This window comes from Microbacterium sp. NPDC087868, from assembly GCF_044900755.1.
Taxonomy (GTDB): domain Bacteria; phylum Actinomycetota; class Actinomycetes; order Actinomycetales; family Microbacteriaceae; genus Microbacterium; species Microbacterium galbinum.
On record NZ_JBJDNO010000001.1, the window covers coordinates 480,323 to 504,817 of the forward strand.

25 protein-coding genes and 1 tRNA gene are annotated in these 24,495 nt (G+C 68.3%); 9 read left to right on the forward strand and 17 right to left on the reverse strand.

Annotated features, from left to right (window positions below; genetic code table 11):
- Positions 1 to 31: 31 nt before the first annotated feature.
- The gene (locus ACI2JZ_RS02405; RefSeq protein ID WP_404596402.1) at positions 32 to 850 is read left to right on the forward strand and encodes an arginase family protein; all 819 of its coding nucleotides are present in this window, start codon (positions 32 to 34) and stop codon (positions 848 to 850) included.
- 25 nt (positions 851 to 875) lie between these two features.
- Here ACI2JZ_RS02405 and ACI2JZ_RS02410 read toward each other — a convergent pair whose 3' ends face one another.
- Both ACI2JZ_RS02410 and ACI2JZ_RS02415 read right to left on the reverse strand, forming a co-directional pair.
- On the reverse strand, positions 876 to 2,153 hold the full coding sequence (locus ACI2JZ_RS02410; RefSeq protein ID WP_404596772.1) for a nitrate/nitrite transporter: 1,278 nt from the start codon (positions 2,151 to 2,153) through the stop codon (positions 876 to 878).
- 140 nt (positions 2,154 to 2,293) lie between these two features.
- Complete coding sequence (locus tag ACI2JZ_RS02415; protein ID WP_404596403.1) at positions 2,294 to 2,770, reverse strand: hypothetical protein; 477 nt, start codon at positions 2,768 to 2,770, stop codon at positions 2,294 to 2,296.
- Between the two features lie 187 nt (positions 2,771 to 2,957).
- On the opposite strand from ACI2JZ_RS02415, the gene ACI2JZ_RS02420 reads away from it, so the two are divergent.
- Positions 2,958 to 3,806 carry a class I SAM-dependent methyltransferase gene (locus ACI2JZ_RS02420; RefSeq protein WP_404596404.1) on the forward strand — a complete coding sequence of 283 codons (849 nt, stop codon included), beginning with the start codon at positions 2,958 to 2,960 and terminating at the stop codon, positions 3,804 to 3,806.
- A gap of 24 nt (positions 3,807 to 3,830) precedes the next feature.
- Here the strand turns inward: ACI2JZ_RS02420 and ACI2JZ_RS02425 are convergent, their stop codons facing one another.
- The 3 genes from ACI2JZ_RS02425 to ACI2JZ_RS02435 are packed head-to-tail and all read right to left on the reverse strand — an operon-like array spanning position 3,831 to position 7,032.
- Entirely contained in the window at positions 3,831 to 6,188 is a 2,358-nt protein-coding gene (locus ACI2JZ_RS02425; RefSeq protein WP_404596405.1) for an ATP-binding cassette domain-containing protein, read from the reverse strand.
- 29 nt (positions 6,189 to 6,217) lie between these two features.
- A complete protein-coding gene (locus ACI2JZ_RS02430; RefSeq protein ID WP_404596406.1) occupies positions 6,218 to 6,628 on the reverse strand; it encodes a VOC family protein in 411 nt (136 codons plus the stop codon).
- A 5-nt stretch (positions 6,629 to 6,633) separates the two neighbouring features.
- Positions 6,634 to 7,032 (reverse strand): helix-turn-helix transcriptional regulator, encoded by a 399-nt coding sequence (locus ACI2JZ_RS02435; RefSeq protein WP_247957604.1) that lies wholly within the window; start codon positions 7,030 to 7,032, stop codon positions 6,634 to 6,636.
- Between the two features lie 176 nt (positions 7,033 to 7,208).
- On the opposite strand from ACI2JZ_RS02435, the gene ACI2JZ_RS02440 reads away from it, so the two are divergent.
- On the forward strand, positions 7,209 to 7,805 hold the full coding sequence (locus ACI2JZ_RS02440; protein ID WP_247622488.1) for an HdeD family acid-resistance protein: 597 nt from the start codon (positions 7,209 to 7,211) through the stop codon (positions 7,803 to 7,805).
- A gap of 64 nt (positions 7,806 to 7,869) precedes the next feature.
- Here the strand turns inward: ACI2JZ_RS02440 and ACI2JZ_RS02445 are convergent, their stop codons facing one another.
- Positions 7,870 to 8,634: an SDR family oxidoreductase gene (locus ACI2JZ_RS02445; RefSeq protein WP_336640369.1), complete on the reverse strand. Its 765-nt coding sequence runs from the start codon at positions 8,632 to 8,634 to the stop codon at positions 7,870 to 7,872.
- Positions 8,635 to 8,754: 120 nt separating this feature from the next.
- Between ACI2JZ_RS02445 and ACI2JZ_RS02450 the strand changes: the two genes are divergently transcribed.
- The 4 genes from ACI2JZ_RS02450 (at position 8,755) to ACI2JZ_RS02465 (ending at position 11,425) form a co-directional block, all read left to right on the forward strand.
- The gene (locus tag ACI2JZ_RS02450; RefSeq protein ID WP_247622490.1) at positions 8,755 to 9,228 is read left to right on the forward strand and encodes an NfeD family protein; all 474 of its coding nucleotides are present in this window, start codon (positions 8,755 to 8,757) and stop codon (positions 9,226 to 9,228) included.
- Positions 9,229 to 9,236: 8 nt separating this feature from the next.
- Positions 9,237 to 10,163 (forward strand): SPFH domain-containing protein, encoded by a 927-nt coding sequence (locus tag ACI2JZ_RS02455; RefSeq protein ID WP_404596407.1) that lies wholly within the window; start codon positions 9,237 to 9,239, stop codon positions 10,161 to 10,163.
- Positions 10,160 to 10,936 carry a glycerophosphodiester phosphodiesterase family protein gene (locus ACI2JZ_RS02460; protein ID WP_404596408.1) on the forward strand — a complete coding sequence of 259 codons (777 nt, stop codon included), beginning with the start codon at positions 10,160 to 10,162 and terminating at the stop codon, positions 10,934 to 10,936. Before ACI2JZ_RS02455 ends, ACI2JZ_RS02460 begins: the two co-directional genes overlap by 4 nt.
- Before the next feature lie 105 nt (positions 10,937 to 11,041).
- Complete coding sequence (locus tag ACI2JZ_RS02465) at positions 11,042 to 11,425, forward strand: RNA polymerase-binding protein RbpA (RefSeq protein ID WP_247622493.1); 384 nt, start codon at positions 11,042 to 11,044, stop codon at positions 11,423 to 11,425.
- Here ACI2JZ_RS02465 and lnt read toward each other — a convergent pair.
- Genes lnt through ACI2JZ_RS02510 form a run of 9 tightly spaced genes read right to left on the reverse strand, consistent with a single transcriptional unit; the run spans position 11,422 to position 21,136 of the window.
- Positions 11,422 to 12,945, reverse strand: coding sequence for an apolipoprotein N-acyltransferase (lnt, locus tag ACI2JZ_RS02470; protein ID WP_404596409.1), 1,524 nt, complete (start codon positions 12,943 to 12,945; stop codon positions 11,422 to 11,424). The genes ACI2JZ_RS02465 and lnt overlap by 4 nt on opposite strands.
- A gap of 11 nt (positions 12,946 to 12,956) precedes the next feature.
- The gene (locus ACI2JZ_RS02475; RefSeq protein WP_404596410.1) at positions 12,957 to 15,431 is read right to left on the reverse strand and encodes a DEAD/DEAH box helicase; all 2,475 of its coding nucleotides are present in this window, start codon (positions 15,429 to 15,431) and stop codon (positions 12,957 to 12,959) included.
- Positions 15,428 to 16,186 carry a twin-arginine translocase subunit TatC gene (tatC, locus tag ACI2JZ_RS02480; protein WP_247633975.1) on the reverse strand — a complete coding sequence of 253 codons (759 nt, stop codon included), beginning with the start codon at positions 16,184 to 16,186 and terminating at the stop codon, positions 15,428 to 15,430. The genes ACI2JZ_RS02475 and tatC overlap by 4 nt, the downstream gene beginning before the upstream one ends.
- A gap of 57 nt (positions 16,187 to 16,243) precedes the next feature.
- On the reverse strand, positions 16,244 to 16,483 hold the full coding sequence (gene tatA / locus ACI2JZ_RS02485; RefSeq protein WP_247622496.1) for a twin-arginine translocase TatA/TatE family subunit: 240 nt from the start codon (positions 16,481 to 16,483) through the stop codon (positions 16,244 to 16,246).
- A 2-nt stretch (positions 16,484 to 16,485) separates the two neighbouring features.
- Positions 16,486 to 17,505 (reverse strand): YafY family protein, encoded by a 1,020-nt coding sequence (locus ACI2JZ_RS02490; RefSeq protein ID WP_247622497.1) that lies wholly within the window; start codon positions 17,503 to 17,505, stop codon positions 16,486 to 16,488.
- Positions 17,502 to 18,494: a helix-turn-helix transcriptional regulator gene (locus ACI2JZ_RS02495; RefSeq protein WP_404596411.1), complete on the reverse strand. Its 993-nt coding sequence runs from the start codon at positions 18,492 to 18,494 to the stop codon at positions 17,502 to 17,504. The genes ACI2JZ_RS02490 and ACI2JZ_RS02495 overlap by 4 nt, the downstream gene beginning before the upstream one ends.
- The gene (locus tag ACI2JZ_RS02500) at positions 18,494 to 19,426 is read right to left on the reverse strand and encodes a hypothetical protein (RefSeq protein ID WP_404596412.1); all 933 of its coding nucleotides are present in this window, start codon (positions 19,424 to 19,426) and stop codon (positions 18,494 to 18,496) included. Before ACI2JZ_RS02500 ends, ACI2JZ_RS02495 begins: the two co-directional genes overlap by 1 nt.
- A 10-nt stretch (positions 19,427 to 19,436) precedes the next feature.
- Entirely contained in the window at positions 19,437 to 20,456 is a 1,020-nt protein-coding gene (locus ACI2JZ_RS02505; protein ID WP_336640376.1) for a tRNA (adenine-N1)-methyltransferase, read from the reverse strand.
- The gene (locus ACI2JZ_RS02510; protein ID WP_282185351.1) at positions 20,453 to 21,136 is read right to left on the reverse strand and encodes an HAD family phosphatase; all 684 of its coding nucleotides are present in this window, start codon (positions 21,134 to 21,136) and stop codon (positions 20,453 to 20,455) included. Before ACI2JZ_RS02510 ends, ACI2JZ_RS02505 begins: the two co-directional genes overlap by 4 nt.
- A gap of 91 nt (positions 21,137 to 21,227) precedes the next feature.
- Here ACI2JZ_RS02510 and ACI2JZ_RS02515 point away from each other — a divergent pair, with 91 nt between their 5' ends.
- Positions 21,228 to 22,076 (forward strand): PAC2 family protein, encoded by an 849-nt coding sequence (locus ACI2JZ_RS02515; protein ID WP_336640378.1) that lies wholly within the window; start codon positions 21,228 to 21,230, stop codon positions 22,074 to 22,076.
- Positions 22,077 to 22,130: 54 nt separating this feature from the next.
- Here the strand turns inward: ACI2JZ_RS02515 and ACI2JZ_RS02520 are convergent, their stop codons facing one another.
- Together ACI2JZ_RS02520 and ACI2JZ_RS02525 are read right to left on the reverse strand one after the other, a co-directional pair.
- Positions 22,131 to 22,955 (reverse strand): undecaprenyl-diphosphate phosphatase, encoded by an 825-nt coding sequence (locus tag ACI2JZ_RS02520; protein ID WP_336640379.1) that lies wholly within the window; start codon positions 22,953 to 22,955, stop codon positions 22,131 to 22,133.
- A gap of 44 nt (positions 22,956 to 22,999) precedes the next feature.
- Positions 23,000 to 24,295: a M20/M25/M40 family metallo-hydrolase gene (locus ACI2JZ_RS02525; protein ID WP_404596414.1), complete on the reverse strand. Its 1,296-nt coding sequence runs from the start codon at positions 24,293 to 24,295 to the stop codon at positions 23,000 to 23,002.
- Between the two features lie 112 nt (positions 24,296 to 24,407).
- Between ACI2JZ_RS02525 and ACI2JZ_RS02530 the strand changes: the two genes are divergently transcribed.
- Positions 24,408 to 24,490: transfer RNA gene (locus tag ACI2JZ_RS02530), tRNA-Leu, on the forward strand.
- Positions 24,491 to 24,495: the final 5 nt, after the last annotated feature.

Here is a 24,495-nt window from a genome sequence, read left to right on the forward strand (position 1 = left end):
CCCCATCCGCGCCGCGTGGGAGAGTGGGAGGATGCCTGCAGCGTTCTCTCTCATCGTCTCCCAGGGCCGCGTGGCCGACCGCACGGACGGCGCACTCGTGGGCGCACGTCGCGTCGGCGATGCATTGTCTACGCTGCTCCGGACCCCTGCGACGACGATCGGCACGCCGAGTCCCGCCCGCACCGACGACTGGAGCACGGCTCTTCCCGAAGCGAACGACACGCTGCACGGCCTGCGGGACGCGGTCGCCGGCGCCATCGACGCCGGGACCGTGCCGCTGCTCGCGACCAACACGTGCGCCGCGAGCCTCGGCACGCTCCCGACCGTCGCGGAGCGGCACCCGGATGCCGTCGTGCTCTGGATCGATGCGCACGGCGACTTCAACACGCCCGACACGACCGATTCCGGTTATCTCGGCGGCATGGTGCTCGCCGCGGCCTGCGGACTGTGGGACAGCGGACACGGCGCGGGGATCGACCCGACCCAGGTGATCGTCGTCGGCGGACGTGACATCGATCCGGCCGAAGGTGACCTCCTCGCCGGCGCCGGAGTGCGCGTTCTCGCCCCCGCCGACAGCACGCCCGAGCGCGTTCTCGAGCTCATCGACGGCCGGCCCGTCTGGATCCACGTCGATTGGGACGTGCTCGAACCCGGGTACATTCCCGCCGCCTATCGCGTCGGGGAGGGGATGCTGCCCCACCAGATCGCGGCGATCTTCGCGGCGCTCCCCGCGGGCTCCGTCCGCGGGATCGAACTCGCCGAGTTCGAGGCCGGTGACGCCGAGGTACCCGAACACGTGAGCGTCGAGCTCATCCTCGAGACCTTCCTCCCGCTGCTCCGCGCCGTCTGAGGTCGATAGTTCGGAGGCGACGCGTCTAGCGGCGACGTCGCTCCGGGTCGAGTCCCATCCGGACCCGCGTGCGCTTGCGCTCGATCACGATGAACACGCACCCGATGATCCAGAGCGGGATCGGGGCGAGGAAGGCGATGCGGAACGCGTCGAGCGAATAGGTCTCGGGCGTGCCCGCGCCCTGAAGGTCTAGCAACAGTCCGATCAGGAAGATCGCGATGAGCGCGGCGATGAATCCTCCCGCGTTCGTGACGCCGGTAGCGGTGCTCAGTCGGTGAGAGGGGTTATGAGTGCGGGCGTGGTCGAAAGCGATCATCGACGCCGGGCCACCGGTCGCGAGAGCGATCGCGAGAACGTAGAGCAGCCAGATCGGTGCGGCCTCGGGCAATGCGATCACCGCGCACCACGCGATCAGTTGCAGTCCCACCGCGGGGAGCACGAGGGCGAGCGAGCGATGGTTCGGGAGTCGACGCGAGAGGTCTCCGATGATCGGACCGAAGATCATGCCCGCAACGACATATACGGATATGAGTCCCGCGGCATGTGCCGCCGTGAGACCTTGCGCGGCAGTGAGGAACGGCATTCCCCAGAGCAGGATGAACGCCGTACCCGCGAACGGAGTCGTGAAGTGCGACCAGAACGCGAGCCTCGTTCCCGGGTGCGCCCAAGCGGCGCGGATGCCGACACCGGTGTCGATCGCCGAGGTCACCACGCGCACCACTCCGGTGTCGGTGTTCACCGTCACATCGGTGTCCTGGTCGGCGGGGCGGTTGCGGATGACCAGAGCGACGAGGATCGTGAAGAGCACGCCCAGCCCGGCGATACTCCCGAATGTGATCGTCCAGCTCGTGGCGTGCAGGAGAGCGGCCAGAGGGACGAGCGCCACCAGTTGCCCCGCCTGTCCGATGATGCCCGTGAACTGCACCATCACGGGACCGCGTTGGGCGGGGAACCACACCGCGACCAATCGGAGCACCGCGGGGAAGACGGCCGCATCTCCGGCACCCAGCAGCACACGGGCGAAGATCGCGATGCCGATGCTGGGGGAGAAGGCCATCACCAACTGACCCGCCGCCATCAGGAACATCCCGATCGTGATGATCGGACGCGAGCCGTACCGGTCGAGGAGTACACCGATCGGGATCTGCATACCCCCGTACACCGCGAGCTGCACGACCGCGAAGAGGGCGAGGGTCGAGGCATCCGCCTGGAATCGATCGGCCGCGTCGACGCCGACGGCGCCCAACGACGTGCGGTTCGTGATGGCGACGACGTAGGCCGCGACGCCCACCGACCAGATCATCCAGGCTCGCCACCCGGGGTTCGAGACGGGGGAGAGGGGAGCGTGCGTCACCCTTCCACGGTACTCGCGTCACCGCAGCCTCGACGCAGACGACGGGGCCCGGCGCGCAATCGCTCGCCGGGCCCCGAGGATCTGGGTGCTCAGCCTGCGCAGAGCGTCGAGAATGCCTGAGTCGACTCCTGGATGTCGGTCGTGAGCGTCGACGCCTCCGCGGCGGCGGACGTGTCCTGATCGACCAGGACCCGCTTGAGAAGATCACGCAGCGACGTGAAGTCCTCGTGCACCGCGGTCACGGCATCCTTGACCTCCTGGTTGGAGACGGACTCCGCGGCGGCACCGATCGCGTCGACGGTCTCGGTGAACGTGGCCACGGTTCCCTCGGGGTCGGACATCGCCGCGCTCATGTCGAGCGAGGACAGCTCGGTCGCGACGCCCGAGATCTGGCTTCCCACGGATGCGCAGGCGTCGGCGACGGACTGATCCGTGTTCTGCTCAGCGGGGGCGGAGCTCTCGCTCGATGTCGAGCTGTCGGAATCGGCACTCGGCGTGCTGGAGCATCCGGCGATTCCGAGGACCGCGACGACGGCGATAGTCCAGGCTGCGATCTGACGTTTCATTTTCTTCCCCCGTGGAGTGAGCCGATGAGTCGGCGTACGAATGTGAACCGCGAGCCAGTCAACCACACACGTACGGAGCGCGTCCTTCTCCACGGCGGGGAGAAGTCCCCATCCGGCGATCCTGACTCTAACTGACATAATGTGCATTATCGGTTATATCGGAATCCGCTTCGCTAGGCTGATCCCCATGAACGGCGAACACGTGGAGATCGACTGGTCGGCGGCGCGCGAGGCCAATCGTGAGAACTGGGACGACCGCGTGCCGCTGCACGCGGTGTCGTACGAGCGCGAGTCGTTCGACGACCCCGAGCACCTCAGCGATGTCATCCGCCACGACGTCCCGGTGCTCGAACGTTTCCTGCCCGCACGATCCATCGTCGGGCTCGACGTGTGCCACCTGCAGTGCCACATCGGCACCGACACCGTTTCGCTGGCGCGCGCCGGTGCGCGACGAGTCACCGGCGTCGACTTCTCGGCGCCGGCCCTGGAGACCGCACGAGCCTTCGCCGAGGAGCACGGCGTCGACGCCGAGTGGGTCGAAACCGACGTGCTCGATGCCCGGGCCGCGGTGTCCGGTGACTTCGATGTCGTCTACACGAGCATCGGGACGATCTGCTGGCTCTCCGATCTGGACCGTTGGGCCCAGCAGATCCATGAGCTGTTGCGCCCCGGCGGGACGTTCTTCATCCGCGACGGGCATCCTGCGCTGTACGCGCTCGACGAGGACGCGGAGACGCTCACCGCCCGCTATCGGTACTTCGGCGACGGGACGGCGCAGGTCTGGGACGACGCGAGCACCTACGCGGGCAACGGCACCGTGTCGCACACGCGCACCTACGAGTGGCCGCACTCGCTCGCCGAGATCCTGGGCGCCCTTCTCGGTGCGGGCCTGCGCATCGTGCACGTCGATGAAGGCCGCACACTCCCCTGGCGATTCAGCCCGCGGATGGTGGAGGTACCCGGAGGATACGCATGGCCGGAAGCCCAGCGCGATCTGCTCCCCTGCACCTACACGATCATCGCTCGACGGGACTGATATATCGGTTCCGCTCGTCGGGGATCAAACTCCGACGTAGGCCGCGAGATGCTCGCCGGTGAGCGTCGAGCGTTCTGCCACGAGATCCGCGGGCGTGCCTTCGAATACGACACGGCCGCCGTCGTGCCCGGCGCCGGGACCGATGTCGAGGATCCAGTCCGCGTGAGCCATCACCGCCTGGTGGTGCTCGATCACGATCACGGTCTTGCCCGACTCGACGAGACGGTCGAGGAGCCCGAGGATCTTCTGCACATCAGCGAGGTGGAGACCGGTCGTCGGCTCGTCGAGCACGTAGACGTCGCCCTTCTCCCCCATCTGGATCGCCAGCTTGATGCGTTGACGCTCACCGCCGGACAGGGTCGAGAGCGGCTGCCCGAGCGAGAGATACCCGAGACCGACGTCGTCCAGCCGGCCGAGGATCGCCGTCACCGCCGGGATCTTGGCGTCGCCCTCCGAGAAGAACTCCCGCGCTTCGGACACCGGCAGGTCGAGCACCTCGGTGATGTCCTTGCCCGCCAGTTTGTACTCGAGAACCGCGGCCTGGAAGCGCTTTCCTCCGCAGTCCTCGCACGGTGTCTCGATCGTGTCCATGAAGCCGAGCTCGGTGATGATGACACCGGCGCCCTTGCAGGTCGGGCACGCCCCCTCGGAGTTCGCGCTGAACAGCGCCGGCTTGACGCCGTTGGCCTTCGCGAACGCCTTGCGGATCGGCTCGAGCAGCCCGGTGTAGGTGGCGGGATTGCTCCGACGCGAACCCTTGATCGCACCCTGGTCGATCGCCACGACTCCATCGAGTTTCGAGACGGAGCCGTGGATCAGCGAACTCTTCCCGGAGCCGGCGACACCCGTGACGACCGTCAGGATGCCCGTGGGGATATCGACGTCCACGTTCTGGAGGTTGTTCGCGGTCGCACCGCGCACCTCGATCGCCCCGTCCGCCGCGCGCACCGCGTCCTTGAGCACGGCGCGGTCGTCGAGGTGCTCCCCCGTACGCGTCCCGCTGCTCTTGAGCCCCTCGACCGTGCCCTGGAAGCAGATCTCGCCGCCGGCGCTGCCCGCGCCCGGGCCGAGATCGACGACGTGGTCGGCGATCACGATCGTCTCGGGCTTGTGCTCGACCACGAGCACAGTGTTGCCCTTGTCGCGCAGTTTGAGGAGCAGGCCGTTCATCCGCTGGATGTCGTGCGGATGCAGGCCGATCGTCGGCTCGTCGAACACGTAGGTCACGTCGGTCAGCGACGAGCCGAGGTGGCGGAGCATCTTGATGCGCTGCGCCTCTCCCCCGGACAGCGTGCCCGACGGGCGCTCCAGACTCAGATACCCGAGCCCGAGGGTGACGAAGGCGTCGAGGTTCGCGCTCAGGGCTTCGAGCAGCGGTCCCGCGCCCTGGAGGTCGAGCCCGCGCACCCATCCAGCGAGATCCGTGACCTGCATGCGGCAGGCATCCGCGATGCTGATGCCGTCGATCTTCGACGACCGCGCCCCCTCCGTCAGACGGGTCCCATCGCATTCCGGGCACACCGCGAAGGTGGCGACCCTCTCGACGAACGCACGGACGTGCGGCTGCAGGGCATCGAGGTCCTTCGACAGCATCGACTTGGTGATCTTCGGGATCAGTCCCTCGTAGGTCATGTTGATCCCGGCGATCTTGACCTTCGTCACCTCTCCGTAGAGGAACAGCTGGCGCTGCTTCTCGGAGAACTGGGCGATGGGCTTGTCACCGGGATAGAACCCGGACTGCGAGAACCCCTTCACCATCCAGCCGTCCGCCGTGTACCCCGGCACCATGATGGCGCCCTCGTCGAGGGACTTGGACTCGTCGACGATCTGCGCGAGGTCGAGGTCGGACACCGCTCCCCTGCCCTCGCACCGCGGGCACATGCCACCGAGGTAGATCGCGTCCTTCACGATCTTCTTCTCACCGCCGGGGCCGGTCATCACCCCGCTCGCGCGCTGCGTGGGGATGTTGAAGGAGAAGGCGGTCGGTCCGCCGATGTAGGGGGTGCCGAGCTTGCTGAAGAGGATGCGCAGCATCGCGTTCGCATCGGTCACGGTGCCCACCGTCGAGCGCGGGTTCGCCCCCAGGCGCTCCTGATCGACGATGATCGCCGTCGTCAGACCTTCGAGCACATCGACGTCCGGCCGCGGAACCGAGGGCATGAACCCCTGGACGAAGGCACTGTAGGTCTCGTCGATCATCCGGCGGGACTCCGCGGCGATGGTGTCGAAGACGAGCGAGCTCTTGCCCGATCCCGAAACGCCGGTGAAGACGCTCAGCCGTCTCTTCGGGATGTCGACGCTGACGTCCTTGAGGTTGTTCTCACGTGCACCCTGAACGCGGATGAGGTCGTGGCTGTCAGCGGGGTGGTCGACGGTGGTCATCGGCATCCTTCGGAGACGAGGCTGATCTCTCAGCCGGCTTGGTTGATACGGAGCAGGTTGCCCGCGGGGTCGCGGAAGGCGCAGTCGCGCACGCCGTACGGCTGATCCATCGGCTCCTGCACGACGTCGGCGCCGCTCTCGACCAGCCGCCCGAAGAGCGTGTCGAGGTCGTCGCTGGCGAGCGTGAGCGCCCCGTAGCTGCCCTTCGCGATGAGCTCGAGCACCGTGCGGCGCTCGTCGTCGGTCAGACCGGGGTCGGTCGCCGGCGGGTGGAGCACGATCGAGGTCTCCGGCTGGTTCTCGGGACCGACGGTGAGCCAGCGCATGCCGTCGTATCCGACGTCGTTGCGCACCTCGAAGCCGAGGGCGTCGCGATAGAAGGCGAGAGCCGCGTCGGCGTCGGTGTGCGGGAGGAAGGCGTAGTGGATGCTGATCTTCATGGTGTTCACGCTAGGTGGGCGTCGCGGGGCGGCGCTTCTCGATTCCTGATCGGCCGGGTGACCTGCTTGGCCTGGAAGACGGGGATCCCGTCGACGTGGGCGGCGCGTTCACGGTACACGCTGGGTGGGACACCCACCAGCTCCGTGAAACGACTGCTGAAGGTGCCCAGCGACGAGCAGCCGACCTCGAAGCACACCTCGGTGACCGAACGGTCCCCGCGCCGGAGCAGAGCCATCGCCCGCTCGATCCGGCGCGTCATGAGATACGAGTACGGAGACTCGCCATAAGTCTCCCGGAACCGGCGGCTGAGATGCCCGGCAGACAGGTGCACCCCCGCAGCGAGAGCCTCCACGTCGAGAGGCTTCGCGTAGTCGCGGTCGATGCGGTCCCGCACCTTACGCATCGACACCAGCTCGCGCAGGCGAGCATCCACGTCGGGAGTCACGTGTCGATCCTGCCATGACGCCCCGCATCGGCGCATGACCCTGCGCGACGCCCCCGCGAGATGAGCCCCACGGCGAGGATGGACGGGGCTACTCTGAGGTCATCCACACAGGATTCTCTCAGAAAGGGTCCCCCATGTCCGCCCCACTCTCCGAAGCGAAATCGCTGTTCAAGTCGATCCGCATCACGCTCGCCGTCTCGGGCGTCCTCGCCCTCATCGCCGGCATCGTGCTGCTGGTCTGGCCCGTGAAGTCCGCCGTCGTCGTCACGGCGATCTTCGCCGCCTACCTCGTCGTCGCGGGTCTCGTCTACATCGGCCTCGGCATCTTCTCGGGCGCCCGCGGCGGCTGGTCGCGCGTCGGGCACATCCTCCTCGGCCTGCTCTACATCGTCGCCGGCATCATCGCCTTCGCGAACCTCGGTGCGGCCGCCGCGGCTCTCGCCTTCGTCGTCGTCATCTTCATCGGCATCAGCTGGATCGTCGACGGCGTGGTGGCCCTGAGCCTGCTCGGTCAGGACGGATCGCGCGTGTGGACCCTCCTTTACGCGCTCCTCAGCATCGTGGCCGGGATCATCGTGCTGTTCTCGCCGCTCGTGGCGGGGTTCGCTTTCTGGCTGATCCTCGGCATCTCGCTCGTCGCGCTCGGCATCGTGCAGATCGTCCGGGCCATCACGCTCGGAAAGGACGCCAAGGAGTTCACGGCCGCCGTCCAGGAGGACGCCGCGCACTGACATCCGCACTGCAGATCGGCCCCGTGCTCCGAGGTGGAGCACAGGGCCGATTCGCGTGCGGGTGCTACTCGGCGACGAACGCGCTCACGTCGCCGACGAGGCGGGTGTTGTCGGCGGGGACGGGATCGACGGCCGCCTGAGCGACCTCGGCCGCGAACTCCGAGACGTTGTAGAGCTTGCCCGCGGACTCGCGGCGCTCGGCGATCGCCCCGGGGTTCGCACGCTCGAGCAGCGTCGCCGTGATCGTGCCCTCGATCATGTCGCCGGAGACGACCGTGAAGCCGATGCCCTTCTCGGCGAGGCCGGGAATGAGCTCGCGCAGCGCATCCTCGCCGGCGCGCTTCGACAGAGCGACCGGCTCGTACTCGGGCATGGTCGGGGTGGTACGGATGAAGTGCGCCTGGTGGCTCGTCACGAAGACCACGCGCGCGCCCTCGCCCAGGAGCGGTTCGGCTGCGCGGAGCACGTTGAGCTGTGCGTCGCGGTTGAGCGTGAGGGCGTAGTCCTCGGCCATGCCGGATTCCATGCCGCCGGAGGCGTTCAGCACGAGCACGTCGAGACGACCGTATTCGTTGGTGACGGCGTCGAACATCGCCGCGACCGACGCGGGGTCGGTCAGGTCGGCACCGACGACGAGCGCGCGGCGTCCGAGCTCGCGCAGCTCACCGGCGAGCTTCTCGGCGCGCGGGGCCTTGTTGCGGAAGTTGATGACGACATCCGCCCCGGCCTCCGCCAGGTAGCGCACGGTGTCGGCGCCGATCCCCCGCGACGAGCCGGTGACAAGGGCGACCTTGCCGTCGAGAGATCCTGCGGGAAGAACAGCGGTCACGGTGACTCCTCATGGTGCGTGAAACGCCGCGATGACGCGGCAACTCAGACTATCAAGAGCGCCCCGCGCCGCCCGATACGGCGTCGGGCCCCGTGATAGGTTGACCGCGAAGGAGGCCGCATGGACACCGTCTCGACTTTCGTACAGTTCATCGACCAATGGGCCTGGATCGGCTGGCTGGTCCTGATCGCCGCGTTCCTCGTGATCGAGATGCTCACGCTCGATTTCACGTTCCTGATGCTCAGCTTCGGCAGCGCCATCGGTCTGCTCACCGATCTGGTCGGCATCCCGGTCTGGGCGCAGGTGATCGTCGCCGCGGCAGCCGCGGCGCTGTTCATCCTCTTCCTGCGACCGCCGCTTCTCCGGCGGCTACGGCGCGGCGAGGATCCGACCAAGTCGAACGTCGATGCTCTCCTCGACCTCCGGGGAACCGCACTCCACGACATCACGCAGATCTCCGGACAGGTCAAGCTCAGCAACGGCGACACCTGGACCGCTCGCTCCGCCACGCCCGTACCGATCCCCCAGGGATCGCCGATCGCCGTGACGGCGATCAACGGCGCCACCGCCATCGTCCGTCCCGTCAACGACTAGGAGACTCCGTGAACGACGCCTCGTTCATCCCCACCGCGATCCTCTGGATCCTCGCGATCGCGGTCATCATCTTCGTGGTGGTGACCGTCGCGCGTTCCATCCGCATCATCCCGCAGGCCACGGCCGGGGTCGTGGAACGGCTCGGCCGTTATCACAAGACCCTCACCCCCGGTCTGAACATCCTGGTGCCGTTCATCGACCGACTGCGCCCCCTGATCGACATGCGCGAGCAGGTCGTCTCTTTCCCGCCCCAGCCCGTGATCACCGAGGACAACCTGGTCGTCTCCATCGACACCGTCGTCTACTTCCAGGTGACGGATGCCCGGGCCGCGACCTACGAGATCGCGAACTACCTCGGCGCCGTCGAGCAGCTCACGACCACGACGCTCCGTAACGTCGTCGGTGGACTCAACCTCGAAGAGGCGCTCACGAGCCGCGACAACATCAACGGTCAGCTGCGCGTCGTCCTCGACGAGGCGACCGGCAAGTGGGGCATCCGCGTGGGCCGCGTCGAGCTGAAGGCGATCGATCCGCCCATCTCGATCCAGGACTCGATGGAGAAGCAGATGCGCGCCGAGCGTGACCGTCGCGCCGCGATCCTGACCGCTGAGGGAACGAAGCAGTCCGCGATCCTCGAGGCCGAAGGTGCACGTCAGGCCGAGATCCTCCGCGCGGAGGGCGACAAGCAGGCCGCGGTCCTGCGTGCGCAGGGTGAGGCGGAGGCCATTCAGAACGTCTTCACGGCGATCCACCAGGGCGCCCCCGACGACAAGCTGCTCGCCTACCAGTACCTGCAGATGCTGCCGAAGATCAGCGAAGGTCAGTCCAACAAGCTGTGGATCATCCCGAGCGAACTCACGGAAGCTCTCAAGGGCATCGGCAGTGCGTTCACGCCGAGGGCCGGTCAGGCACCGACTCCCCCGCCGGGCGTGTGACGCACCCGTACTTCGCGAAGGCACGGCATCCCCGAGTCCTCGCCCACCGTGGTCTCGTGACCGCGGCGGGCGAGGACTCGGGCGTCTGGGAGAACACCGCCGCAGCCTTCGCCGCTGCGCACGCCGCCGGGGTGGAGTACGTCGAGACCGACTGCCAGGTAACGGCCGACGGCGACGTGGTGCTCTTCCACGACGCGACCCTCGAGCGGTTGACCGGCGACCGCCGAGCAGTCCGGGAGGTGCGCACCCGCGACCTCGTCCGTCTCTTCGCCGATCACGGCGGCCTCCTCACGGTCGCCGAGGCCCTCGACCTGTTCCCGACCGTGCGCTTCAACATCGACGTGAAGACCGCCACCGCGGCGGAGCCCCTCGGGCCGATCCTCGCCGATCACACGCATCGGACCCTCGTGACGAGCTTCTCCGATGCCCACCGGCGCGCGACCGTCGCCGCCGTCCTGCGCGCGGGCGCCGCGCTGCGTCCCGCGACCTCGGGGGGAAGCCGAACCATCGCGATCGTGCGCGCGCTGTCCGCCCTGCGCCTCTCCCCCGCGCGAGTGCTCCGCGACATCGACGCCCTGCAGATCCCCGAGCGGCAGGGGCCGTTGACCGTGCTCACTCCCGCGCTGCTCCGCGCCGCGCATGCCCGGGGCGTCGAGGTGCACGTGTGGACCGTGAACGATGCCGCGGAGATGAACCGACTCATCGCCCTCGGCGTCGATGGGATCGTCTCGGATCGCGCCGATCTCGCCCTCGACACGCTGTCGCCCTCATAACCTCCCGCGCTGGGATTCCGCTGTGAATAACGCCGAGTTTCCGGGGACGTGGATGAAGCGCACAGGCTGGAGCGTTATACCTGACAGCGACGAGAGGACCACACAATGGCAGATCGCAGCCTGCGCGGCATCCGACTCGGCGCCCAGAGCCTACAGAGCGAAGAGGGCGTCGTTTTCATGGAGCGCCGTGAGACCACCTATACCTGTGACACCTGCGGCCACGTCACGAACCTGATGTTCGCGGCCGACGCCGAGCCGCCCCAGACCTGGGAATGCCGCTCCTGCGGTGCCGACGCCCGACTCAACGTCGACGGCCAGGCCGTGACGCTCGAGGCGACCGATGAGAAGGCCGCCCGCACCCACTGGGACATGCTGCTGGAGCGCCGCACGCGCGCCGAGCTCGAAGAACTGCTCGAGGAGCGCCTCGCCTTCATCCGCGCGCGCCGCGGAGCCGGTGAGGACCCGACGCGGGAGAAGATCGGGGCCTAAGCCCGACGAGCGCGCCGCCACCCGAGAGCGAGCGCGCCCAGCCCACCCCAGAGCAGGATCTGCTGCACCCAGGGACCCAGCACCACACCCGCCGTGAGGCCGGAGCGGAGCTCGACATCTTCGAGCATCGCCCCGGCCTCATCTGCGTCCAGGCTCGTGATCGTCGACCCGTCCGGACGGATGATCTGGCTCGTACCCACCGTCGAGACGTTGACGACGCTGCGCCCGGTCTCGATCGCCCGCATCCGCGCGAACGCGAGCTGCTGTAGATTTTCGGCGGTCCCCCGGAAGTCCGCGTTGTTGGTCTGGAACACGAGGACCTCGGCGCCGCCCGTCACGCTCTCGTGAATGACGTCGTCGTAGATGACGTCGAAGCAGATCGCGAGACCGACGAGGGCGCCGTCGATGTCCATGAGCGGCGGATTGATCCCCGGGGTGTACTCGCGGCCGATGAGGCCGATCAGATCGGGGGCCAGGGCGTAGTAGAAGTCGCGATCAGGAACGTACTCGCCGAAGGGCACCGGATGCCGTTTGTCGTGGATCTGCTCTGCTCCCCCGGCATCCGTCCACAGCATCGACGTGTTCCAGTAGAGGTCGTTGCGGGCGGTCGCGGCGTTCGCGAGCACCGGCGCGTCGATCCGGGTCGAGACCAGCGTCAGCTGACGCGCGAGCGTCTCGTTCTGGAAGGGGTCGGTGTCGAGGCTGCCCTCCGGCCAGACGAGGAGGTCGACGTCTTCGCCGTAGAGGGGCTCGGTGGCTTCGGTCTGCGCGCGGACCACGGCGAAGGGCGTGCGCTCGTCGAAGTACCCGGTCGGACCGTTTCCCTGCACGGCGGCGATGCGCATCTCGCCCGCGGGGGCGGTCGGGAACTGCGGCGTCGCGAGCAGCACGACCGCGAGGACAGCGGGCACGAGCAGCGGCATCGGGCGCCGCCACAGCCTCAGCCGCACCGCCTCGCTCAGCATCGCCACGACGAGAACCATCAGGAACCCGAGACCTCCGACGCCGAGCCACGACGACACCGGAGCGAGCGGGCTCTCGGCCTGACTCATCCCGATCCGTGCCCACGGGAAGCCGCCGTAGGGCCAGGAGCCGACGAAGACCTCCCGGCCGACCCAGAGGGCCGCGACGACGACCGGGAGCACCAGCATCCGCCCCCAGGCGCCGGGAAGCGCGCGAGGGATCCACCGGTAGGCGAGGGCGATCGGGATGAGGGCGAGAGCCGTCAGGCCGCCCTCGAGGACGCTGAGAGCAGCCCAGGGAACCGGGCCCAGATACCTCGAGGTCCACGACACCAGAAGAGCGAAGAACAGGATGCCGTAGACCAGGCCGACCAGCAGCGCTCCGCCCGTGCGGCGGCCGATCAACGCCAGCAGCAGCAGCGCGGTCGCCGGGAACGCGAGAACCCAGATCGCGGCCGCCGGGTAGGCGAGATTCATGAGCAGCGCCGCGGCGGCGGCCGCGATCGACGCCGCCCACAACGGCAGGAGCGGGCGCGGTCGAATCGTGCGTTCAGCCATGTTCGCCCCGGTCACATCGAGGAGTAGGCGACGATGCCGCGGCGCACGCCGTCGAGCGCCGTGCGGGCCGTGCGGGCGAGCGCTCCGTCCTCGGCGACGATCGAGAGCTGGTCGAGGAGGTCGATCGTCTGTTTGGCCCAGCGGACGAAGTCGCCGGCCGCCATATCGGCATCGACGAGCACCCGATCCAGCATCCCGCCGCGAGCCCAGGAGTGCATCGCTCCGGCGAGGCCGGCGGCGAGCGGCTCGGAGCCGGGAAGATGATGATCCTGTTCGAGGTCATCGAGAACGGCCCACAGCGCCGTCGTCTTCTCGTATGCGGCACGGAACGCACCGCGCGGAAGACCGCGCTCCCCCGAGTTCGCCTCATCGCGCCGCGGTTCGTAGACCAGGCAGCAGGCCATGGCCGCGAGCGACGGTGCATCGAGGCCCGACCACAGCCCCTGGCGCAACGACTCGGCCACGAGCAGATCCCGCTCGCCGTAGATGCGCCGCATCGTGCGGCCCGCCTCGGTGAGCGTCATCTCGTCGCCGTCGGAGCGCAGGTAGTCGAGCGTCTCGAGCACCTCGACCACGCGGTCGAAGACACGGGCCACCGTTCCGGTGCGGGTCTCGATCTGACGGCGGATGCGGTCGGTCTGACGCTTCAGCTTCCAGTAGCGCTCCGCCCACCGGGCGTGCGCTTCGCGATCCGGGCAACTGTGGCACGGGTGCCGCTGCATCCTCGTGCGGAGCTGCTGGATGCGCTTCAGCCGCTTGTCGCGGGCCGAACGCGGGGCTCCCGAGTCCTGCCGGTTCTTCTTCTCGAGGTCGCTCAGCTCGCGACGGATCGTGGAGTACTCCACGAAATCACCGTGCTCGCACGACATCGACTTCTCGTAGCCCGCGAGCGACACCTCGGCCTCGCGCACCTGGCGGGCGAGACCGACCACGGCGCGATCGGCCTGGAACTGCGCGAACGACGACTCGAGGATCTGGCGGGCCCGCGGTTTGCCGAACAGGTCGATGAGGTTCACGGCCATGTTGTACGTCGGCCGGAAGCTCGAGTTCAGCGGGTAGGTGCGCCGCGACGCGAGAGCGGCCACGGCCTGCGGATCCATGCCCTCGGTCCACTGCACCACCGCGTGGCCTTCGACGTCGATGCCGCGGCGCCCGGCGCGACCGGTGAGCTGCGTGTACTCCCCGGAGGTGATCGCGACGCGGGCTTCGCCGTTGAACTTCTCCATCTTCTCGAGCACGACGGTGCGCGCCGGCATGTTGATGCCGAGCGCGAGTGTCTCGGTCGCGAAGACGACCTTGACGAGCTTGCGCTGGTAGAGCTCTTCGACGACCTCCTTGAAGGCCGGCAGCAGGCCCGCGTGGTGCGAGGCCACGCCGCGCTCGAGATTGTCGAGCCACTCCCAGTAGCCGAGGACGCCGAGGTCCTCCTCCTGGAGCGTGCGGGTGCGCTCCTCGACGATCGCGCGGATCTCGGTGCGCTCCTCCTGCGACGTGAGACGCATACCCGAGCGGCGCACCTGCGCGACGGCGGCATCGCAGCCGACGCGACTGAAGATGAAGAAGATCGCCGGCAGCAGATTCGCGCGTTCGAGGAGGTGGATGACCTCCGGGCGATCGATCCGCTCGATGCGGCGCGCGTTCGACGGACGCACCGGACGCTGGCCCCCGCGCGGAGGACGCTTGGCCTGTCGGCCGGCGTGACGATTGCTGACGTAGGACTGCGCGCGACGGTTGTTGTCGTAGTGCGAGCCCGTGAACGAGCGGATGCGCATCAGCTCCTGGTTCACCTGAGCCGTGGCCACACCCGCCCGGTCGTCGAACAGCGGCAGCAGATCGTCGCGCACGAGCACGTGCTGTTCCAGCGGGACGGGGCGGATCTCCGAGACGATCACCTCGGTGTCGCCGCGCACCGTGTCGAGCCAGTCGCCGAACTCCTCGGCGTTCGAGACCGTCGCACTCAGCGAGACGAGACGCACCTGCGACGGCAGGTGGATGATGACCTCTTCCCACACCGCGCCGCGGAATCGATCGGCGAGGTAGTGCACCTCGTCCATCACGACGTAGCGGAGGTCACGCAGCGCCGCCGAGTCGGCGTAGATCATGTTGCGCAGCACCTCGGTGGTCATCACCACGATGCGTGCGTTTCCGTTGATGTTGGTGTCACCGGTGAGCAGCCCGACCTCGTCGGCTCCGTAGACGTCGACGAGCTCGCGGAACTTCTGATTCGAGAGCGCCTTCATCGGTGTCGTGTAGAACGCCTTGTCGCGGGGGGTCTGCATCGCGAGATGGATCGCGAATTCGCCCACGATCGTCTTACCGGCACCGGTCGGCGCCGCGACCAGGACGCTGTTCCCGCGCTCGAGCGCGTGGCAGCCCTCGAGCTGGAACGGATCGAGATCGAAGCGCTGGCGGGCGGCGAATGCGGAGGTCTCGGGGTGCTCGGATGCCTGTCGCGCGGCGGCGTATCGCTCCGCCGGCGAACTCATGCGGCGTCCGGCAGGAGGCCGGCGGCCGCATCCTGCTTGCGCTTGCGCCGGTCGAACAGCAGCGACAGACCGGCGGCTGCGAAGTACAGGACGATCAGGATGCCCGCGAGCATCAGCATGCTCACCACGTCGGCGGCCGGCGTCGCGAGAGCGGCGAAGACCGTGGCGATGATGATCGCGACGCGCCATCCCTTGAGGATCGCGCGCCCCGACATGATGCCGGCGAAGTTCAGTGCGACGAGGAAGACCGGCAGCACGAAGGAGACGCCGATCACGAGCATCAGTTTGAAGATGAAGTCGTAGTAGTCCTGGGCGGCGTAGAAGTTCGTACCGCCCTCCGGCGTGAAGCTCCACATCAGCTCGATGATGTGCGGCATGATCATGACGCCGAGGTAGCACCCGCCCAGGAACAGCGGAACGGCGGCCGCGACGAAACCGACCGTGTAGCGCACCTCTTTACGCGTGAGGCCGGGCATGATGAACGCCCAGATCTGCCAAAGCCAGACTGGCGCGGAGGCGAAGAGACCGATCGACAGGGCGATGCGCATGCGCATGTCGAACGCGGAGGTCACGGTCGAGAAGTTGAGGGCGCTGAAGTCGTCGCCCCGCTTCTCGGTGATGAGACGGATCGGCTCGGTGATGAAGTGGATGATCGGATCCGCGACGATGAACGCCAGCACCATGCCGACGACCAGCGCGATGGCGGCGATCATCAGACGGCGGCGCAACTCGACGAGGTGCGCTCCGAGAGACATCCGCCGGTCGCGGTCCGGCTTCGCCTTCGCGGCCGGGTCCATCACTGCCACGAGCGGTCAGGCGCGCGGCGGAGTCTCAGGTTCTGAGCCCGAGTTCTTCACCGTGGTCGGGTCCACTGCCGCGTTCTCCGCGGCCGCCGGACCGTCTTCTTCCTTCATCGCCTTCATCTCTCCCTTGAAGACGCGGGCCGACTGGCCGACGCTCTTCGCGAGGGCGGGCAGCTTTGCCGCGCCGAAAAGGAGGAGGATCACGGCGAGCACGATCAGGAGGTGCCACCCCTGCAGTCCAGCAAACATCTCTAGTTCCCGTCGTCGGTGGGCGATTCGGCCAGTCTACCCGGCTGTGCTGTGGATGGGCGGTGGTAGAGCGCGAGTCCCGCAGACGCCCATTCCCGGGTCGCCGCGCGCGCGATGCCCGGCTCGAGCACCTCGAGCGCTCCCCCGAAACGGGCCGCGATGCGCTTGATACCGCGCGGATCTGCGAGGTGCAGGTGCGCCGTGACCACGCCGTCGAGGGTCTCGACCTCATCCGCGGAGAGAAGCCCGCCCAGGAGCGGAGCGAGTCGTTCGGGAACGCGCACGGTGACCTCGCGGTCGTCCGCCACCTCGGCGAATGCCTCGGGGACGTGCTCGCCCGCGTGCGTGATCGGGATGTCGGTCAGCTGCGGGCGGCTCACCCGGTCGAGGTGGAAGGTGCGCATCGCCTGACGCAGATGACACCATCCCTGCAGATACCACTGGCCGTTGGTGATCAGGATCTGCACCGGATCGACCGTGCGCGTGGTCGGCTGCGCGTCGGGCGCCTGATAGGTGAACGAGATCGCGCGCCCCTCCTGCACCCCACGGGACACCGCCTCGCGCACCTCGTCGACCGCCGTGGGCGCGATGACCACCTCGGCGGGAGCATCGGCCGCTCCTCGGGAGAGCTTCGAGATGAGACCGGCGACGAGCCCCGAGTCCGAGACCGCGGGCACCGCAGCGACCATCTGCAGCCCGGCGAGCAGTGCTGCGGCTTCGCGCGCCGTGAACCGCGGCACCCGGCGCAGCGCGACGTCGTTCGTGATCTCGATGACGTCTTCCTGGTCGAGCAGATCCCAGTTGATGTCGAACATCTCCTGCGGCTGCTGCCAGAAACCGGCTTCGCCGGGAAGGCCGATGACGGTCAGCTTCTCGACCATCGCCCGCATCTCGCGCGGGGTCACGCCGAACTCCGCTGATGCCTCGGCCAGGGAGACCTGTCCGTGTTCGAGAAGGTACGGCACGAGGGTCAGGTACAGACGCACCCGATCACCGGCGAGCAACGGCTTCTTCGCACTCATCGGCGGACCTCCCGTTCGGCGTGGGCCTCGGCGACCGCGCGGAGACGCGACACCACCGCGTCGCGGAGCTCATCGGGCTCGACCACACGCACCTCGGGGCCGTACGAGGCGAGCTCGTCGGCGAGAATGTGGACATCGACGAAGGGGACGCGGATGCCCTGGACCGCCGGCACCGCCCTCCGCCCGAGCCGCAGAGACGCCTCGGTACCCGGAGTGATCTCGAGCAGAGCGGAGTTCTGGGACGCCACCTCCTCGAGTCCCGCGAGCGCGCGGTCACCCGCTCCGTCTCGCAGGACGGGGTCGAAGGTCGTCGCCGTCACCGTCACATCCCCGACGATGCGGCTGAGCAGGAACGTACGGTCGCCGGCGGCGTCGATGTCGATGCCGAACACGTGCCAGCGCGCCTCGTAGTCCACCAGCGCGAGCGGCTGGACCCGGCGACGACGAGGAGCATCCTCCCCCGGCTTCAGGTAGTCGAAAGCGACGGCCCGGCTCTTCTCGATCGCCTCCTGGAGCGGACCGAACGCGGCATCCCGCGCCGTGATTCGCGGCGCGAACCCGATGATCGGTTCGTCACCGTCGATCCCGAGGGCGCGGATCTTCCGGACACCGGACTGCGCGTCGCCCGATGCGGATTCCGCGCTCCACACGCTGCCCGCGAGACGCAGCACGGCGAGTTCGGCGGGCGTGAAGTCGATGTCGCTCGGCAGGTCGTACTCCGCCTGCGGAATCCGGTAGCGCGCCTCACGCAGATCGTTCGGGTCTGCGGCGTCGCCGATCGTCTCGACGGGCACACCGAGCGAGCGGAGTTCGTCCTTGTCGCGCTCGAACATCTTCTCGAGGGCATCCGACCGCGTCCCGGCATCCGCGCGTTGGCGGTACCCGGAGACGTTGTCGAGGATCTGCTGCTTCGTGAGCCCGATCTCCGTCGCCATGAGAGCCACGACGAGATTCGTCAGGCGCTCCTCGGCGGGAATACGGGCGGCCATCACGGAGTCGGTACCGTGATTGCGCCCAGGATGTCGACGACGTAGACGACGGCGGGGGCCGAGTCGGAAGCCGGAGTCACGACGAGCACCTGGGAGCCGACGGGCTTGCCGACCAGCTCCTGGGCCACGGCCGGTGCCACCTGCTGCAGGTCGGTGGAGACCGCCTTGCCCCACGTCTGCGTCATCACGGTCTTGTCGTCCCAGCCGAGCGCGGTGTACTGGACGATCGGCACCTGATCGGCTTCGACGTCGTCGCCCTCACCGAGGATGAGCGTCTGCGTGACCAGAGAGGACGGTGCGTCGGAGTTGGGGATGATCACGCCCGGAGTGCCGTCCGGAGCACGGACGACGGTCGGCATGCCGCGAGCATCGTTGAACTGCAGGGAGCCTTCGGCCTTCGGCAGGAGCACGTCGATGGTGTCGACGACGAACACCATCGTGTCGTCGGCATCGAGACCGAAGCTCTGCAGTGCCTCCGCTCCGGCATCATCCGCGGTCAGAGCGACCACCGTGCGAGACCCCTGGGTGACGCACTTCAGTGCGTCTGCGAGAGCCGGGAAACGCGCACCCTGGATGTCGAGGTTCGTCAGCGGCCCCTGAGCGGGGTCGTACGGAGTGCCGGCGACCTCTTCGCCCGTCTCGCCGCTGAAGAGGGTGAGCTCGTAGACGAAGGGCTGCTGACCGTTCTGAACAGCACGACCATCGCCGACGACGACGTCCGTCGTCGCCGACTTCTCGACGTGCAGCGGCGTGTAGATGCTCACATCCGGCTTGGCGCCGAGATCGCCCTCGACGGTCACTGCGTCGGCAAGACCGCTCGAGCCGCCGGAGCGGTCGCACGCGGCGCCATCGAAGGTCGGAGCAGCAGTGCACCCCGTCAGAGCGAGGACGGCGAGGCTGAGAGTGGCCAGAACGGCGGACGTTTTACGCACGCCCTCCAGTCTATTCGGTCGGGTGCTCCGATTCGCGCGATGCCGTCGCGATGCGCGCGCCCTCGGCGGCGCGCGCAGCCTCACGCGCCCGCTTGCGCAGGTTCTTGTCGGTGATCTCTCGATCGCCGACGGCACCGGGGGTCCACTGCTCCACGTCGTCGTCGCCGTAGCTGGACTTCGAGGCGCGTCGCTTCACGGAGGGTGCGACAGTGCCCGGAGCCAGACGACGCGCGGTCAGCAGGAAGCCGGTGTGCGCGACCATCCGGTGATCGGGACGCACCGCGAGGCCCTCGACGTGCCAGCCGCGCACCATCGTCTCGGAGGCGTCCGGATCCGTGAACAGTCCGGTGTTGCGGATGTACTCCGCGACGCGCGAGAGCTGCGTGGCGGTCGCGATGTAGCAGAGCACCACTCCCCCGGGTGTGAGCGCGTCGGCGACGACGTCGATGCACTCCCACGGGGCCAGCATGTCGAGCACGACGCGATCGACGGATCCGGCGGGAAGCTCGGAGGGCAGCTGCTCGACGAGATCGCCGACGACGACGCTCCAGGTGTCCGGCTGCTCGCCGAAGAACGTCGCGACGTTGCCGCGGGCGACCTCGGCGAAGTCCTCTCGCCGCTCGAACGATACGAGCCTGCCCGCCGGCCCCACCGCACGAAGCAGCGACAGCGACAGGGCGCCCGACCCCACTCCGGCCTCGACCACCGTCGCTCCGGGGAAGACATCGGCCTGCATGACGATCTGCGCGGCATCCTTCGGATAGACGATCGCCGCGCCACGGGGCATCGACATCGCGAAGTCCTTCAGCAGCGGGCGCAGCGCGAGATACTCGTGGCCCGAGCTGTTCGCGGCCACCGATCCGTCGGGCAGGCCGATGAGATCGCGGTGGCGCAGCACCCCGTGGTGGGTGTGCAGCTCGCCGTCCTCCCGGAGGGTGACGGTGTGCAGTCGGCCCTTGGGACCCGTGAGCTGGACGCGGTCGCCCTCGCGGAACGGGCCGCTCGGACGGTGCGTGCCGGAGGCGGTCATCGGGTGGCTCCCGTCGTGGCGGAGTGGCGGTCGAGGAGGTCGACCAGGTCGTGTGCGGTGCGGCCGTCGAGCGTCGGCCAGAGCTCGTGCGCACCGAGGTCGTCGAGCGGCACGATGTGCGGGACTCCGAGGGTCACGGCGCCGGAGGCGATCCCGGCACGGACACCGGTCGGCGAGTCCTCGATCACGATGGCTTCGGTGATATCGATGTCGAGCAGGGCGGCGGCCTGCAGGTACGGCTCCGGGTGCGGCTTCGGGTTGTCGACGTCGTCGCCGGCGACGACCAGATCGAAGGCCGGGAAATCGATGAGATCGACGACGCTCAGCGCCATCCGTCGCAGCGACATCGTCACGAGCGCGGTCGTGATCCCGGCCTGCTTCAGGTCGAGCAGGAGCTCGCGTGCGCCGGGGCGGAAGGGCACTCCCTCGGTGCGCAGGAGGTTCTGCACCTCATCGGTCAGATGGGCGACGATCGCCTCGGCCTCCATGCGCACGCCCGCGTTCTGCAGGATGATCGCGCTGTCGATCAGTCCGCTGCCGACCAGCTGCAGCGCGTCCTCGTGCGTCCAGGTCCCGCCGAAGGACTCGACGAGCCGGGTCTCGGCCGCCATCCAGTACGGCTCGGTATCGACGACTGTTCCATCCATGTCCCAGAGGACCGCGCGGGGCTGTGTGCTCACCGAGCCATGTTATCCGGCGCAGGACCCGTCTTCCTCCGAGCGCGACTAGCCTGGGGAGACGACACCGTCACTCGATCGAAAGGGGATCACGATGGATGTTCTCGGTTCGCGCATCGTGATCGTCGCCTTCGACGGCTGGAACGACGCGGGTGAAGCGGCCAGCGGTGCCCTCGCGGCCCTGCGCGCCACGAGCGAGTACGACCTCGTGCACACCGTCGACCCCGAGCTCTACTTCGACTACCAGTACACGCGTCCGTCGACCCAGCTCGACACCGAGGGCCGTCGGCGCCTGAAGTGGCCGGAAGCGACGCTGTGGCGTCCGCGCGACGCGAGTGAGGGGCCCGAGTTCTGGCTGCTCACCGGAGTGGAACCGGCTCGCACGTGGCAGTCGTTCGCCGCCGAGTTCATCGACGTCGCGCTGCGCGACGACGTGAGCGGCTTCATCATGCTCGGCGCGATGCTCGCCGATGTGCCGCACTCCCGGCCGATCTCGATCTTCGCGGCCAGCCAGAACGAGCAGGCGCGCGAGGAACTCGGACTCGAGAAGTCCCTCTACGAGGGCCCCGTCGGCATCCTGAGCGTCATCGAGCACTACGCCGAGTCGGCGGGCATCCCGACGGCGACGCTGTGGGCCAGCGTGCCGCACTACGTCGCGAACGCGACTCCCTCGCCGAAGGTCACCCTCGCCCTGCTCGATCGCCTCGAAGAGCTCACCGGGGTGTCGGTGCCCCGCGACGCGCTGCGCACGGAAGCCGCCGCGTGGGAGGCATCCATCGATGCGGCCGCGGCGGACGACGAGGAGATGACCGAGTACATCCGCCAGCTCGAGCGCACCCGCGACACATGGGACTCGCCGGAGGCGTCGGGCGACGCGATCGCCCAGGAGTTCGAGAAGTACCTGCGTCGACGCGGTGACGGTCCGGGCGACCACAAGCGCTGAGCGCGTCGACGCGGTGACGGTCCGGGCGACCACAAGCGCTGAGCGCGTCTGCGCTCAGGCGGCGATCGCTCCGGTGGCGAGCAGGACCAGGATCACCGTGCCCAGCAGGATGCGGTAGATCACGAACGGCAGGAAGCTGCGCTTCGAGATCCAGCTCATGAAGAACGCGATGACCCCGAGGGCGACGACGAAGGCGATACCGGTGGCCGCCAGCGTGTCGCCGAGCGAGAAGAACGCCGGTTCGTTCCAGCTCTTCGCCAGCTGGTAGAAGCCGCTGCCGAAGACGGCGGGGATCGCCAGGAGGAACGCGTAGCGGGCCGCCGCGGCGCGCTCGTAGCCGAGGAAGAGCCCCATCGTGATCGTGCCGCCCGAGCGCGAGACGCCCGGGACGAGGGCGAGGGCCTGTGCGAATCCGTAGGCGACGCCGTGCGGGTAGGTGAGCTGGTTGAGCGTGCGCTTCTTCGCTCCGACATGATCGGCGATGCCGAGCAGGATGCCGAACACGATCAGCATGATCGCGACCACCCAGAGCGAGCGGAACACGCTCTCGATCTGATCCTGGAAGAACAGGCCCAGGATGACGATCGGGATGCTGCCGATGATGATCATCCAGCCCATCCGCGCGTCGGGATCGGTGCGCGGGGCCTTGCCGACGAGCGACCGGAACCACTGCGTGACGATGCGGACGATGTCGCGCCAGAAGAACACCACCACGGCCGCCTCGGTGCCGATCTGGGTGATCGCCGTGAACGCCGCACCCGGGTCCTCGCCCGAGGGCAGGAACGAGCCGACGATGCGCAGGTGGGCGCTGGAGGAGATCGGCAGGAACTCGGTCAGCCCCTGGACGATACCGAGGATGAGCGCTTCGAAGAGATGCATGGAGGCCTTCAGGGTCGACGGCGGCACGGAGCCGGCGGGAGCGCTCAGTACGTGCGCAGCAGATCGGCCAGCACCCGCTGACCGAAGACAAGCGAGTCTACGGGCACACGCTCGTCGACTCCGTGGAACATGCCTGTGAAATCGAGATCGGCGGGCAGCCGGAGCGGCGCGAACCCGTATCCGGTGATCCCGAGGGTCGACAGCGCCTTGTTGTCGGTTCCGGCCCCCAGCAGATACGGGATGACGGGCACACCGGGGTCGTGCCGACCGATGCTCGCGACCATGGCCTCGACGAGCTCGCCCTCGAACGGGGTCTCCATACCGATGTCACGGACCACGGTCTCGATCACGATGTCGTCGCCGACGATCTGCTGGAGCTCGGCCAGCACCTCGTCCTCGGTGCCGGGGATCACCCGCACGTCGATGAGCGCTTCGGCGCGCTCCGGGATGACGTTGTGCTTGTACCCGGCGGTGAGGCCGGTGGGATTCGTCGTCGTCCGGAACGACGATCGCAGGAACGCCTCGGCGGGACCGGCGGCCGAGGCCAGGGCGTCCGGATCGTCGGCGCTGCGCCCGGTGAGTGCGCTCAGTCCCTCGAGGAGCGCGGTGGTGGTCGGCGTGAGCCGGATCGGCCAGCGCGTGCGACCGATCGCCGCGACGGCCTCGGCCAGCGCCGTGATCGCGTTGTCGTCGTGCAGACGACTGCCGTGGCCCGCCCGTCCCTTCGCGACCAGCCGGATCCAGATCAGCGCCTTTTCGCCCACCTGCAACAGGTAGGCCCGACGGTCGTCGACCGTGATCGAGTATCCGCCGACCTCGCTGATCGCGGTCGCCGCACCGGCGAACCATTCGGGGCGGTCGCGCACGACGAGCGCCGATCCCTCGACGCCACCGTTCTCCTCGTCGGCGAAGAACGCGAGGACGAGGTCGCGCGCCGGCATCTCGCCCGCGCGGAGGATGTCGGCGACGGCCGTGAGGATCATCGCGTTCATGTTCTTCATGTCGACGGCGCCGCGCCCCCACAGCATCCCGTCCTGCACGATCCCGGCGAAGGGATCGACCGTCCAGTCCTCCGCCATGGCGGGGACCACGTCGAGGTGCCCGTGCACGACGAGCGCCGGCAGCGAGCGGTCGCGACCCGGCACCCGTGCCATCACGTTCGTGCGACGCGGGACGGGCTCGTGGTACTCGACCTCGAGCCCGAGCTCTGCCAGATACGCACCCACGTACTCCGCAGCCTCACGCTCCCCCTTCGCGTTGCCGCCGCCGAAGTTCGAGGTGTCGAAGCGGATCAGCTCGCTCGCGATGCGCGCGACCTCGGGAAGGGAGGGTTCGGTCATGCGAACCAGGCTATCGAAAGCGCGTGCCACGCCCGGGCGTCACGCCCGATTCGAGGCCGACCCCAGAAGGTGGTAATGTCATTCTTCGGTCGGCAACGATCATCCAAAACCTGCGCGGGTGGCGGAATGGTAGACGCGCTACGTTGAGGTCGTAGTGCCCGTAAGGGCGTGGGGGTTCAAGTCCCCCTCCGCGCACAGAT